This window comes from Alistipes provencensis, assembly GCF_900083545.1.
Lineage (GTDB): Bacteria > Bacteroidota > Bacteroidia > Bacteroidales > Rikenellaceae > Alistipes > Alistipes provencensis.
In genome coordinates this window covers 1,699,731-1,714,592 of record NZ_LT559262.1, presented here as the reverse complement: position 1 = coordinate 1,714,592, position 14,862 = coordinate 1,699,731, and the positions used below count along the sequence as shown (strand labels likewise).

Sequence of the window (14,862 nt, the reverse complement as noted above, 5' to 3'; positions counted from 1 at the left end):
GATGAAATACGGATTGATGACAGCGGCAATGACCGCAACCTTATGGCTGGCAGGCTGCGGCCCGTCGATGCACCTCCCGGCGGCGGACGGCAATGTCGGCGTCGCACCCAACGGCACGATCACCTTCCGGACGGACGGCACGAAGAGCAGCTATGTCCCGGTTTTCACAATCATCCGCACGCCCCGCGACCCGGAGCTGAAAATGCGTCCGGCAGGGATCGAGAACGTGCTGTACAATGCCGCAACATGGCGTTCGGAGAGCGGCGACGCCCGGCGTGTCGAGCGCACCGACGACCAAGTCGGCGACGGATTCGACACGAGTATCCTCGAAGGAGCCGTCGAATCCCGCACCTTCTCGCTCTTCAACATCGGCGAGAATATCGAAATGCACCCCTCCGGGGCTGTTGCCGACGACGGGAAAATCCGCTTCACCTACCCCGAGCACGAGCTTTTCGCACTCGAAGCCGAACTGGGCGTCGACTCCGTGTCGGGCTGCCCGATGCTCTCCTGCACGCTGCGGCCCAAGGCCGGCGGCTACTATTCGGTGGGGTTCACCGGCTACGAGGCGACCGATACGGCACGCGTCGCGGAGCTGTGGCAGCCGATGATCTGGCAGGAGCGCCGCTTCCCCGACCGCAGCTATGCCACGCTGGCGTTCCGCTGCCCGGTGCCGTCGGCGTTCGTCACCACCGACGGCGTAAGCCGCGGCATCGTGGCCCATCCCACGGAATTTCCCTTCAACCCGCTGCCCACCGCCGAGAACAGCCGCTTCTGCATCGCGCTCCGCACGGCCGACGGCAAGGCCGCACCGATGCTTTTCGCCCCCGTTCCGGGCGGCGCGGAGTCGAAAATGACAGCGGGGGACATCTACCGCTTCAACGCACTGCTGTTCGCCTGCAAAGGCAACACGACCGATGCCGTACAGCGCACCGCCGAACGCATCTACGCCTTCCGCGACCTGCGACGCAACGACATTTCGACGCTCAACAGCACCATCTCCAACATCATCGGCTACACGATGAGCCGCTACAGTTGGTTCATCGACGAGCAGAAGGGATGCGCCTACTCGACCGACGTGCCGGGCGCCGTGAAGAATGTCTCGGCGCTCAACCCGCTGGAAATCGCCCTGTTGAACGACAACGAAGCCGTTTACGAAAAACGCGCCTACCCCATTCTGGAATACATGCTCTCACGCGAGAAATTCCTCTTTTCGGCCGACTCGACGCAGCGCATCCAGTACCCGTCGCGCAAGCTCGACGGCCCCTGCGCCCCCATTTCGGAACTGACGACACTTTACAACATCCTCCAGCGCAAAGACCCGTTCCTCGTGCGCCTCGCCGGACAGGAATACGGCAAAAGCCGCGTGCGCAACCTCGATGTCCGGGAGGAGGGCCGCACCTGGAAAAACGCCCTGCACCTCTACCGGGCCACGCTCGACACAGCCTACCTGAACGAAGCCATGCGCGGCGCCGATGCCTATATCGCAGCCCGCATCGACACCCCGGCGTCCGATTTCTCGGACCCTGCGGCCGGAGGCTTCTTCTTCTGGACGGGTTTCGCCCCCAAGTGGATCGACCTGCTGGAACTTTATGAAACGACGGGCGAAAAGCGTTACCTCGAAGCATCTCACCGCGGCGCACGGCTCTACACCCAGTATATCTGGTACTGCCCGCAGGTTCCCGACACAGACATCGTCGTGAACCCCGACGGCAAAGCCCCGAACTACGCCTATCTCAAACAGAAAGGACACGCCCGCATGGATGCCCCGCGGGAAGAGACCCCCGCGTGGCGACTCTCCGAAATCGGACTCACCCCCGAATCGTCGGGGACCTGCACGGGACACCGCGCTATCTTCATGGCCAATTACGCCGCTTGGTTCGTACGACTGGCCCACTACACGGGTGACGATTTCCTAGCCCTGATCGCCAAGAACGCCATCGTCGGACGCTACCGCAACTTCCCGGGCTACCACATCAACACGGCCCGCACGACGATCTACGAAAAGGAGGATTATCCGTTGCGCGGACACAAGGAATTAGGGGTCAACTCGTTCCATTACAACCACATCATGCCGCAGGTATCGCTGCTCTACGACTACCTCATTACCGACGCACTATACCGCAGCCGGGGCGCAATCCGGTTTCCCGACGAGTTCATCGAAGCCTACGCCTACCTGCAAAGCAAATTCTACGGACATCGCCCGGGCGAGTTCTACGGCGAGCAGGCATGGTTGTGGATGCCTGACGGACTGGCTGAAAGTTCCGACATCGAACTCAACTATGTGGCCGCCCGCGGCGGGGATGCGCTCTACCTCGCCTTCTCGAACCAATGCGACCGCGAGGTCGTCTCCACGGTCCGACTCGACACCGAACGGTTGGGCATCGGCCGGAACACAACCTGCAAAGTCCGCCTGCTGAGTCCCGAAGGCTCGTGCAAAGACGCGCACGGAGGTGAATTCGAAGTCACCGTCAAACCCAACTCGCTGACCGCCGTGAAGATCGAAGGCGTCCGGCCGAAAGTTGCCGTCCAACAGCGTCTTCTGGCGGTTCCCGAGGCATGGAGCAAGGATTATGCGGCCAGCGGCGACGACCGTGTGCGCTGCATGGTGCTCAACACGGGAAAAGACGACTGCCACGCCTACATCTATTTCAACATCAGCGACACGGAATACGCATCGGCAACGGCTGAGGTCAACGGCAAACGCCTCTCTTCGACGACGTATCCCTATGAATTCACCTTCCCGACCGACGCCGCACGTCTGGAAATCCGGACTTCGGCCCGGAAGAAGGACGGCTCCGTCAGGGAATGGGAAACCCTCATACTCGAAAAATAGACGTCCATGAAACCGATCCGTCTTCTCATTCTGACCCTTCTGCTCTCCGCCGCCTTTGGCGTACAGGCCCAGAAACTCGCTACGGCGCCCTACATCTGCGACAGCATGGTGCTCCAGCGCGGCATGCCGCTCCCGCTGGAGGGTACGGCGACACCCGGAAGCACCGTCGAGGTCTCGTTCGCCGGGCACACCGTCACGGCCAAAGCCGATGCGCAGGGAATGTGGCGGGCGACGCTTCCGGCCTTGGAAGCCAGCAGCCGGAACCGGGTGATGGAGGTCCGCTGCGGCGACGAGGCACTGACGATCCGCGACATTCTGGTAGGCGAAGTATGGCTGGCCGGCGGCCAGTCGAACATGGCCTTCAAGGTCCGGGGCATGGAGTTCAACGACCGGCTCGCATTGATCCGCGACGCCGACTACTCCGACGTCCGCTGCTACTACCGGGCCAACATCGTCAGCGGCGGCAAGCTGCTCGACACCGAAGACCGTCCTTGGTCGGGAGCCTACGGACGCAGCATTTACGACTGGAGCGCCGTAGCTTACCTATTTGCCCGGGAACTGCACCGTGAACTGGGTGTTCCGGTGGGTATCGTCAACTGTTCGCACGGCGGCTCGACGGCCGAAGCATGGATCAGCCCCGAAGCGTTCGCATCCGATCCGGCGCTGAAGGCTGCCGTCGGGAAGATTTACGACGGGATCGGGAGCCATTACAAAAATCCCTCGGTACTCTACGAAAAAATGCTCGCCCGCTTCCGCGGCCTGACCGTGCGCGGGGTCATCTGGTATCAGGGCGAGAGCAACGGCTATTTTCCGGAGCAGTACGCCACCCTGTTCCCGGGGCTGATCGCCGACTGGCGCCGCTTCTTCGGCAACGACAGCCTGCCCTTCATTTTCGCCCAGCTCCCCTCCTACCGGGTTCCGGGCGACAAGAGCGGCGAACGCTGGGCCCGCCTTCGCCAGTCGCAGCTCAATACGGCTCGCACGGTTCCCCACACGGCGCTGGTCGTAACGGCCGACTGCGGCGATACGGAGAATATCCACCCCAAGAACAAATACCCCGTGGGAATGCGTTTCGCTGCCGCAGCCGAAAGCCTCGTCTACGGCAGCAAGGAGCCCGGAACCCTGACGCTGCCCGGCCCCGCCACGGTCGAAGGCCGCAGGGTCGAAATTCCTGTCGGCGGCATCCGCGGCGATCTCGCCCTGCGCGGCGGGGAGTCCGGATTCGAGCTGCGCGATACGGAGGGGAACTGGCATGAGGCCGACCTGCGCATCCGGGACAATACGCTGGAACTATCCTCCGCAGAAGTACCGGCCCCGACCGGGGTGCGCTACGCTTGGGGCAACGTCAACACCCTCACGGTTTACCACAAGAGCGGCCTTCCGCTGCCGCCCTTCACCTTCGATACGGAACCTAAAACCACAGCACGATGAAAACCTTCACGATCACAACCCTGCTGGCGCTACTCTGCTCGTTCTTGCCGGCCCGGGCGCAGCAGACCGGAGAGATCGGCGGCGAAGCGCTGCAACAGCTCTCCCGGACCGACAACGGAAAATACGAACGTTACGTCACCGAATACAAACGCATGTATGCGATGTACACGGGCGACGACTCGTTCGCCGACTACCTGACCGACGGCAAAAAATACACGGTGATCGTCCCCGACAACACCGCCATCGAGGTCTACTACCGCACCGAGGGTTCGGCCAACGGCAATCCCCCGCGCCTGCGCAATACCCTAAAATACAACATCATCAAAGGGAAATACACGCTCGAAGCATTCAAGGACGGGCAGACGCTCTACACCCTTTTCCCGAGCCATCCGCTGACCGTAACGGTCAAGAAAGACAAGGTATACCTTACCGACAAGCAGGGAAACCGGGTCCGTCTGGACAAATCCTTCGAATCGGGCAACATCATCTTCTATCCCGTAAAAATACTGCTCAGATATTGACGCCGCCCATGAAACGACTGCTCACACTGCTTACGCTCTGCTGCTGCTTTCCGGCCGTAGCTGCGGAAACGCCGCTCGGCGGAAGATGGAGCTTCCGCACCGACCCGCTGAACGCAGGTCTCCGGGAGGCATGGTACGCACCCGCATACGACCGCAGCGGATGGGACGAAACAGAGGTCCCGGGATGCTGGAACACCCGCCTCGAATACGCCGACTATACGGGTGCGGCATGGTACGCCACGACCTTCGTCCTGCCGCAGAAGCCCGCGGAATACGACATCCTGCTCGATTTCGAAGCCATTTACGCCGATGCCGACGTCTGGCTGAACGGCGAGCATCTGGGCAGCCACGATTTCGGATTCACCGCCTTCGGGTTCGACATCACCGGCCGTATCGAGCCGGGCGCCGTGAACCGGCTCGTCGTCCGCGCTGAAAACAGCTTCAAGCTGGGCGCTACATGGAACTGGGGCGGCATCCGTCGTCCGGTCACCCTGCGCACGGTGCCCCGCGAACGCATCGAGGGGCTGTTCGTCAGCGCGGAGCCCGACCTTCCAAAAGGCAGCGCCGAGATAGGCATAAAAGTCCTCCTCAACGGCTCGAAGCAAGGTGTCGTCAAGGTTTCGGTGACCGATCCCGAAGGCCGTATCGTGGCCCGGGGTGAGACCCGTGCCGCCGGACACGGCGAGGTACTCATCCCGCTCCGCATCCGCAAGGCCCGGCTGTGGGATTTCGACCACCCGCATCTCTACACAGCCACGGCAACCTATGGCGACGGAACGCCCGTCACCGAACGTTTCGGCATCCGCAAAATCGAGATCGACGGCTACCGCCTGCTGCTCAACGGCGAGAGCGTGCGGCTGAACGGCGCGAACTGGGTTCCCTACGACCCGTTCCACGGCAACACGCTGCCGCCCGAAATCTACCGCCGCGACATCGACCGGATGAAGAGCTGCGGCGTCAACATGGCACGGCTGAGCCATCTGGCCCTGCCCAAAGAGGTGCTGAACTACCTCGACGAAAAGGGAATGCTCATCTTCGAGGAGATCCCGCTCTGGAACAAGAACCACTACGTCGAAGCCGACCATCCCGTGCCGATGCGCTGGCTCTCGGAACTTATCACACAGCGTTACAACCATCCCTGCATCATCGGATGGAGCGCGGGCAACGAGATCGGCCGCCTGAGCGACAACCCCGACATCGCGGGTTACCTCACCTCGGCCTTCCGCCGCATCCGTTCGCTCGACTCCACACGTCTGGCGGTCTACGTCACGCACACGGCGGCCAAGCAATACGACGAACCGGTGCTGTTGTCGGACATGATCCTCTTCAACCAATACGGCGCCCACGGCGAACGGGCCGACGAGGTGCACCGCCGCTATCCGGGCAAACCGATCTTCTACAGCGAGTACGGCTCCAAGGCCAACAACGAAGACCCGAACAACCGCCTCTCGGATTATGCCGCGATGGTCGCCTCGATGCGGGGCCGCGAACACCTGATCGGCGCCTCGGTCTGGACCTTCAACGACTACCGCACCAACTACCGCGACAGCGGCACGGCGGCCACGGGCAACCGGCCTTGGGGCGTGGTGGACGTCTACGGCACCAAAAAACGGGGTTTCCGCGAGCTCCAGCGCCAGAACTCCCCGCTCGCCGCGTTCGGCCTGACGCTCACCGCCGCCGGCGCCGACATCGCCCTGACTCCGCGCGGGCGGCTCGACCTGCCGGCTTTCCGGATGGAGGGGTATACCGTGCGCCTCAGTGCCCTCGGCATCAACGGCGACACGCTGCAACGCGCCGTGCAGCCGCTGCCCGTCATCCGTCCCGGCGACAAACCGTTCAGCCTGCAACTGCCCCTCCCGACCGCCGGGGCTGCAAGAATCAGCGCCGAACTCGTCACCCCGACGGGCTACGCCGTACACGACGCCGTACAGAGCCTCGCAGCACCCGCCGTTCCGACCGTCACACGGACCGAAAGCGGGCAGGAGATCATCCGTATCTGGTTCGACCGCGGCTTCACGGCCGACGAATGGTATGTCCGCTACGGCACCGACCGGCCCGAACACCGGAGCGATCCGACCATCGACGGATTCATCGAACTTCCGAAACTGGAATACGGCAAAGAATATCAGATCCGGCTGGTCGCCGTGAACGACGCCGGGGAGACTCCTGCCGCCGAAACCGTCCGGGTCCGGACCCGTGCCGCCGAGCTGCCGCCCGTCATCCGCCACCTGACTCAGGAGGGCGGGAATATCCAGATCGGGTATGCCTGCGATTTCGGGGACTTCTGCTACGAATTCGAATACGGCCTCGCCCCCGACAAGCTCGACCGGCACATCCTGACCACCGTAACGGGCGCCTGCAACCTGCCCGTCGTCGAACCGGGCGCACAGCACTACCTGCGCATCCGCAAACGGCTTCGTTACGGCTATGCCAGCGACTGGAGCCCCGTATATCCCGTTAACACCCTGCAACGATGAAACGAATCACCCTCTTGGCCGGCCTGATGGCCGGGGCGCTGACCCTGCAGGCCGCACCCCGCGAGCCGCAGCAGATGACAGCCACCCTGCAGAAAGGCTCCGTCGTAGTCACGAACGGCAAAGCACGGTTCACATTCCGCGCCGACTTCCGCCTGTTCCGGACCGACAAAGACCCGAAAATGGAGCTTCGCACCCTGCCCGACTGCCGCTTTTTCGCCCCTTCGTGGATAGCCGACAACCTCGCGCCGGAGAAGGCCATCGCACAGATCAAACAGAGCAAAAACATGGGCGGCGACGGCATCGACGATTCGGTGAGCGGATCGGTCAAGGGCCGCACGTTCGACCTCTTCGCTGCGGCTCCGTTCGCCGACTTCACCCCCTCGAAAGCCGAAATAACGGGCGACACCATCCGCTTCAGCTACCCCGCCTCGGCGTGGGGAACACTCGAATGCCGCGTCTGGGCCGTCGACGGCTCGGCACCGTCGATGGAGTTCCGGTTCACCCCGAAGTGCGAAGGCTACTACTCGGTGGGATACCTCGGCGCCCCGGCCTTCGACCTGAGCCGGGTCGAGACCCTGTGGCAGCCGATGGTCTGGCAGCGGCGGATCTTCCCCTCGCAGTCCTACATGTCGCTGGCCTTCACCTGTCCGATTCCCGCCACGCTCATCCATGTCGGCGGCGCCACGGCAGGCGTTGCGGCCGACAGCCGGGAGATGCCCTTCCAGCCCCTGCCCACGCGCGACAACAACCGTTTCGGCGTGGCCCTGCACAACCCCGAAGGAAAGGTCCAGCCGATGCTTTTCGCCCCGGTGCTGGGACACATCGGATCGAAGATGGAGCCCGGCAATGCCTTCGCTTTCCGCATGCGGCTGTGGGTCGAAGCGAATCCGCTGAACGTCACCTTCCAGACCATGGCGCGCAACCTCTACGATTTCCACGACTACCGCAGCAACGACATCTCGACACTCAACAACTCCATCGACAACATCATCGACTACACGCTGAGTCCTTACAGCAACTTCATCGACAGCCTGAAAGGATGTTCCTACTCGACCGACGTGCCGGGTTCGACGAAGAACGTCAGCTCGCTCAACCCGCTTTCGGTAGCCCTCGTCGCCGATGACGAGGAGCTTTACCGCCGCCGGGCCTACCCGATCGTCGAGTACATGCTCTCGCGCAAGAACACGCTCTTCTGCCTCGACACGACGCAGAAGGTGCAGTCGCCTTCGCGCGAACTGGCGGGTCCCTGCGCCCCCATCAGCGAACTGGCCGGGCTCTATCGTCTGTCGGGCGGCAAAAGCCCCGTGCTGCGCCACTTCGCCGAGGAGAAATACTACAAGCGCAAACCCGCCGACAAACGCACGCCGGGAGCCGGCGGCAACTGGTACGACGCACTGGAGATGTACCGTGCGACGGGGGAAACCGCATACCTCGACTACGCGAAGAGACAGGCCGACGCCTATATCGAAAAATTCATCCGCACGCAGCCCGAAAAATTCCAGAACGCCTTTTTCTGGAACCGTTACGCCCCGTTCTACATCAACCTGCTGGAACTCTACGAGGAGACCGGCGAGCGGCGCTATCTCGACGCCGCCCACGAAGGGGCCCGCGAATACGCCATGTTCGTCTGGATGGTCCCCTCCATCCCGCAGGAGAACGTCACGGTCAACAAGGGAGGTCTGGCCCCGTGGTACTGGTACCTCAAGAGCCGCGGCATCCCCCGGCAGCACTGCCCCGAGGAGAGCGTCCCCGCATGGCGGCTCTCGGAGATCGGCCTCGTGCCCGAGAGTTCGACCACCTGCATCGGCCACCGCGCGGTATTCATGGCGCACCATGCCCCCTACATGCTGCGCATCGCCGACCTCACGGACGATGGGTTCCTCCGCGACATCGCCCGCAGCGCCATCGTAGGCCGCTATGCCAATTTCCCGGGTTACCACATCAACACCGAGCGCACGACGGCCTATGAAAAACCCGACTTCCCGCTGCGCCCGCACGACAGCATCAGCGTCAACTCGTTCCACTACAACCACCAGTTCCCGCTGCTGTCGGTCCTGTACGACTATCTGGTGACCGATGCGGCAAACAAGTCGCAGGGCGCCATCGCCTTCCGCGGCGACTACATCGAGGGCTACGGCTACCTGCAGGCCAAGTTCTACGGCAGCCGACCGGGACGCTTCTACGACCGGGAAAACGTCTGGCTCTGGATGCCCCGCCGCCTGCTCAACACTTCCGACGTGGAGTTGAACTACCTCGCGGCCCGCGGCGACGGGGAACTGCTGGCGGCCTTCACGAACCAGAGCACCCGCGCGGTCTCCTCCGAGATCACGTTCAATCCCGAACTGCTGCCGATGCTCGCCGGAAAGCATTTCACGGCCGAGGTATGGCGTGACAACCGGCGGACAGGCGAAGTGACCGTCACCGACGGCAAAGCCCGCATCGAGGTATCGCCCGGCGGCATCACGGCCCTCATCATCCGCGGCGTCGACATTCGTCCCCGTTTCCAGCAGCAACTGACCGACCGCGACCCCGAAGGATGGCGCCACGACTACGGAGAACTGGAATTCGGACGCGCCCGGGCGATGCTCCTCAATCTGGGCCGGGAGCTGAAGACCTGCTACATCTACCTGCAGGACGACGACAGCCGCTTCCGCAACGTATCGATGACCTACAGTATCGACGGCGGACGCCCGCAGGCGCTGAACGACTCCTCCTACCCCTTCGAGTTCACCGCTCCCGTCCCGGCCGATGCCCGGCAGATCGTCATCGAACTCTCGGGCGTCACCACCGAAGGCCGGCTCGTGCGCAGCGGAGCGTTCAAACTATCGAAAGACTAAAACCGACCGACTTATGAAACTGAAAGCATTTCTGCTCATCGCAACACTGCATTTCGCAGTACTGGCCTCCTGCGCCAAAGGGACTCCGGAGGCTCCCGCTCCGCCCCGGCCGGGGGAGGAGGGTTACAAGACCATCGACCTGAGCAGTTACCGCCTGCTCTTCTCGGACGAGTTCGACGGCAGAAAGATGAACTGGGACATCTGGGCCTCGGAAAATCCGAACAACATCAAGCACGAGACCAGCCGCGGTCCCGAGGCCGTGGAGGTGCGCGACGGAGAACTGCGCCTCAACGTCCGCAAGGTCGACCGCAGCGAGAAGATCAAATGGATCGCCGGCTATGTCTACCTCAAGGAGCCGCTGGAGAACAACGTCTACATCGAATGCCGGTTCCGTTCGGGAGAGTCGTCGGGCGTGAACAACGCTTTCTGGCTCGCCTGCAAGACACCGCCCAACAACACATGGTGCAACAAATACGAGGTCGACATCGTAGAGGCCCGCAAGGATGTCCGTACCGGAAAGGGCAACGGCCATCTGGCCTACCACGACTGGAAAACCTATCCCTATGCCCTCGACAAGAACGGTAACAAGTGCGACATCGCCGCCGGGATCGCCGTCGACCACGATTTCGACAAATACCACGTCTGGGGACTGTGGTACGGCGAAAATGAAATGATCTACTACCTCGACGGCGAAGAGCTCTGGCGCGGCACCACCAGCAAGACCTATCCCGACCAGTACTACACGGGCGTGGGCAAAGCCCCCGAGTGGAACCCGCTCGAGGAGCAGCGCGCCTACGGCAAATACGGGCAGGAGGACTGGAACTACCTCGGCGGCTACAACGGCGACAAAATGCACATCATTCTGGCCAACATCCCGTGGGGTTCGGCCTGGTCGCCGCTCGTGGACGAAGAGGCCGACGGGACTTGGATGGCCGTGGATTATGTGCGCATCTACAAGCCCGAGGCGCTGCTCGACCCCGTACCCGACACCGACCTCAAAGAGGCCCGCGCCGAGATTGCGCTCGACAAGTCCTACAGCCTTGCCGAAGACGGCTGCATCTATTTCAGCACGGAGATCACCAAGAAACCGGGCGAAGAGCTGACACTGACCTTCACCGACACGGACAACGCCCCCGTGGGCAAGGTGATCGTCGACGCCGAAGGATCGCTGCTGACCGGCATCACGCGCCTCACGTCGAGCAAGGTGGCCGCCTCGGTCGTACAGGGGAAACAGTTGGTCAAAGACAACGAAAAGACGCTGCTCGTCTGCCGCATCACGGCCAAAGCCGCCCGCGGCAAATACGACAAGGATGCCATCAGCGTATGGTGCGCTCCGGTGGCCGATGCCGCCAAAGCGACGGAACCCTATTTCTACCCCAATCTGGACGAGAACGGCAACACTTCGGCCACGCAGGGGTGGTACATCAATCAGAAGGGCTATTCGGACGAGGTTATCCGACGCGTCGCCTTCTCCTCGACAACCGGGGAACTCTCCTCGTTCGGGCGCTTCCGCGCCGGGCGCAACTTCCTCTGTGTAACCCGATAAATACGACCGAAAGATGAAATACTGGATACCGGGATGCCTGCTGTTGCTGGCAGGATGCTCGTCGGGGAGGATGACTTCCCCCGCAGGAAAACTCTCCGCCGGGGTCTTCACCACACCGAACGGCTCCCTGGCCTACACCGTGTCGTATGACGGCAGGATGGTCTGCGACACCTCGGCCTTGGGCGTCACGATCGACGGGGCCGACACCTTCGAGGAGGTATCGCTCCGGCTTGCGGCAAGCCGCGAACGCAACGAAAGTTACCCCGTGCGGGGCGTACACGACCTCGCCCGCGACCATGCCCGCGAATATGTCTGGGAGGTGACGCACCGTCCCACGGGATATGCCTATACCCTCGAAACACGGCTCTACGACGACGGATTCGCCTACCGATTCATCCTTCCGGGCCAAGGTGTCCGTCATGTCGGCGGCGAGGCGGCCGAGTGGCGGCTGCCCGCCGACAGCCGGGTCTGGTTCGCCGAGCGGAACTCGGCGTGGAAACTGCTGACCTATGCCGGTGAGTGGACTTCGGCCCCGGCCCCGGAACTGGCGACGGTATCCTCGCAGGGCCCCGTACAGACCATGCCGCTGCTCTACGAAACTGCGGACGGACTCCGTCTGATGGTCACCGAGGCCGCACTCTACGAATACAGCGGCATGCGTCTGCGCGCCGGCAAGGACGGCAGCCTGCACGCCGATTTCACCGAAAAGGAGGGCTTCGACCTCCGCGACACCGTCACCACGCCGTGGCGCGTATTGATCGTCGCCGAAGACCTCGACCAACTGGTCAACACGGACATCGTCACCAACCTCAGCCCGGCGCCCGACCCGGCACTCTTCGCCGACACGTCGTGGATACGCCCCGGACGGTCGCTCTGGAGCTGGTGGAGCAACATCGACGGCCGTTACATGACCGTCGAGGGCGAACGGGCCGTCATCGATCTGGCAGCCGATATGGGGTATGAATATTCGACGCTCGACGAGGGGTGGGAACGCCTGACGGACAAATGGGAAACGCTCCGGGAAATGGCGGACTACGCCGCCGGGAAAGGTGTCGGGCTCTTTGTATGGCGGCATTGGGAGAAGCTGAACGACCCGGCAGAGGATTATCTCCAGATGCGCTCGTTCATGGACAGCGTGGCCGACTGCGGCGTCAGGGGGTTGAAGATCGACTTCATGAACGGCGAAGGACTCCGCCAGATCCGCTTCACGACGGCCGTGCTGGAAAACGCCGCACGCCGCCGTCTGCTGATCAATTTCCACGGATGCCAGAAACCCTCGGGAGAGATACGCACCTACCCCAATGAACTCACCCGCGAAGGGGTTCGGGGCATGGAACTCAACCGGATCACGGCCAATTACCTCGCACGCATGCAGGCCGCGGGAACTCCCGTCGCCGACCGTCCCCATGTCCCGGGCAACGAGAACCAGAACATCCCGGCCTCCCACAACGCCGCCCTGCCCTTCACCCGCTGCGTGGCAGGCCCCGCCGACTACACGCCCGCAGGCTTTTCGATGCCCGGCGATGTTCTTCCAGTCCAGCATCTGGCCTGCGCTTACCTGATTACCTCGCCGCTGATGACGCTGGCCGAGAATCCCTTTTACCTTTTCCGCGAGGAGCGCCTCCGCCCGGCATTGGAATTCCTGCGCGAACTGCCCGTCTGCTGGAACGAAACCGTCGTGCTGCCGCAGAGCCGTGTGGGCAGTCTGGCCGCCTTTGCCCGCCGCGACGGAGAGACGTGGTACCTGTCCATCGCAGCCGCACAAGCCACACAGGAGACGTTCGAACTGGATTTTCTCGACAAAGGACTGTACACGATGACCCTGCTCGAAGAGAACGGTCAAGAGGGATTCCGCCGCACGGAACGACCCGTCGAAACCGGAGACCTGCTCCCGCTCGACCTGCCCCGGAACGGAGGGGCTGTCGCCCGCTTCACCCGCCGATAACGAAAAAACGCCTGTTTCCCGCAGGCGTTTTTCGTTTTTAACCGGCAAATCCTATTCGGGATCGACCGCCGCGCGGTTCAGCGGAAATTCGTGCGTGTGGGCGACCTTGTCGCGGGGGCCGACGATCTGCACACGGATCAGGCTGTCCGAAACGTCGCAGCGGGTGTAGCTCTTGTTGTCGTTGATTACGATCGGGAACTGCGCGCCCCGCTCCCCGGCGGGGTGGAACGAATAGCGGTGTTCGTGGCCGCAGAGCATCAGGTCGATGCCCGCCCCGTTCAGTACCGGCATGAAAAGCTCGTTGAGATGGACGTTCCCGTGCCACGTCCCCGTCGTCGGGGGTACATGCAGCAGGACGATCCGCGCCGAAGCCGAACGGAACTCATCCGACCGGACGGCTTTTTTCAGCCATTCGCACTCCTCGACACGATAGGCGTCGTAATCGGCCAGCCCGTAGTATTCGACGTCGCTGTCGGGCTTGTCCTCCCCGCAGTCGAGGACCAAAAGGCAGACGTCGCCGTAGCGGTAAATCCCGTAAAACTCTCCGCTGCGGGTCGGGAAACAGTCGATCAGGCGGTCGGACCAGACACCGCGCGTCTCGTGGTTGCCGCGGTTGAAGAGGATCGGCGTCCCGGAGGCGAACAGCGCCACCGACGCATCGATATAGTCCGCAAAGAGCTGTTCTTCGCTCTCGACGCTGCTCGACATGTCGCCGTTGAAGACCACGAATCCCACCTTGCTGAAATCGATCTTCTTACAGAGGTCCTTCATGTAGTCGGCCTTGCCGTGGATGTCGTTGAGCATGATGAACGAACAGTCGGCGCCCGAGTCGGGGAAGGTCCGGAACGGATAGGGCCTGCGGCGGAAAACATCGCTCGCCACGACATTTCCGTAAGTGGCTTTGCCGCGCTGCGGCCATGCCGTGACCTCCTGCGAGAAGATGCGGTAACAGTAATCGGTGCCGGGTTGCAGCCCCTTGAGGCGCACGGCGTGGAGAGTTCTGTCGGCCAGCTTGCGGCCCGCAACGGTCTGGTAATGGCGCGAATGCTCCTGCGCGTAGAAACTCCGCCCGTCGTCGGGCGCTACCTCGACCCACGAAAGGGCCGGTTTGCTGGTGGTCCAGACGACCGTGACGCCGTCCTGAGTCATGTCGCAGAGATAAGGGCCGTGCGTGATCTTGAAATCCTGCGCGGCGGCGGCCAGTGAAAAGAGCAGCCCCATCAGCGCAAAAAACAGTTTTTTCATTATCGAGAAGTGTTGGTTATCGCGTCA

General features: G+C 62.6%; 8 protein-coding genes. 7 read left to right on the top strand and 1 reads right to left on the bottom strand.

Features of this window, described 5'->3' with window-relative positions:
* Position 1: 1 nt before the first annotated feature.
* From BN5935_RS06780 to BN5935_RS06750, 7 genes are read left to right on the top strand one after another with little or no spacing between them, the layout of a single operon-like run.
* Positions 2-2,833 carry a glycoside hydrolase family protein gene (locus tag BN5935_RS06780; RefSeq protein ID WP_235821034.1) on the top strand — a complete coding sequence of 944 codons (2,832 nt, stop codon included), beginning with the start codon at positions 2-4 and terminating at the stop codon, positions 2,831-2,833.
* Between the two features lie 6 nt (positions 2,834-2,839).
* Positions 2,840-4,264, top strand: coding sequence for a sialate O-acetylesterase (locus BN5935_RS06775; RefSeq protein ID WP_064975445.1), 1,425 nt, complete (start codon positions 2,840-2,842; stop codon positions 4,262-4,264).
* Entirely contained in the window at positions 4,261-4,785 is a 525-nt protein-coding gene (locus BN5935_RS06770; RefSeq protein ID WP_064975444.1) for a fasciclin domain-containing protein, read from the top strand. Before BN5935_RS06775 ends, BN5935_RS06770 begins: the two co-directional genes overlap by 4 nt.
* An 8-nt stretch (positions 4,786-4,793) precedes the next feature.
* A complete protein-coding gene (locus BN5935_RS06765; RefSeq protein WP_064975443.1) occupies positions 4,794-7,262 on the top strand; it encodes a glycoside hydrolase family 2 in 2,469 nt (822 codons plus the stop codon).
* Complete coding sequence (locus BN5935_RS06760) at positions 7,259-10,099, top strand: beta-L-arabinofuranosidase domain-containing protein (RefSeq protein WP_147625784.1); 2,841 nt, start codon at positions 7,259-7,261, stop codon at positions 10,097-10,099. The genes BN5935_RS06765 and BN5935_RS06760 overlap by 4 nt, the downstream gene beginning before the upstream one ends.
* Before the next feature lie 13 nt (positions 10,100-10,112).
* On the top strand, positions 10,113-11,645 hold the full coding sequence (locus BN5935_RS06755; protein WP_064975442.1) for a glycoside hydrolase family 16 protein: 1,533 nt from the start codon (positions 10,113-10,115) through the stop codon (positions 11,643-11,645).
* A 13-nt stretch (positions 11,646-11,658) separates the two neighbouring features.
* Entirely contained in the window at positions 11,659-13,590 is a 1,932-nt protein-coding gene (locus BN5935_RS06750) for a glycoside hydrolase family 97 protein (RefSeq protein ID WP_064975441.1), read from the top strand.
* 51 nt (positions 13,591-13,641) lie between these two features.
* Here the strand turns inward: BN5935_RS06750 and BN5935_RS06745 are convergent, their stop codons facing one another.
* Positions 13,642-14,835 (bottom strand): purple acid phosphatase family protein, encoded by a 1,194-nt coding sequence (locus BN5935_RS06745; protein ID WP_064975440.1) that lies wholly within the window; start codon positions 14,833-14,835, stop codon positions 13,642-13,644.
* Positions 14,836-14,862 lie beyond the last annotated feature (27 nt).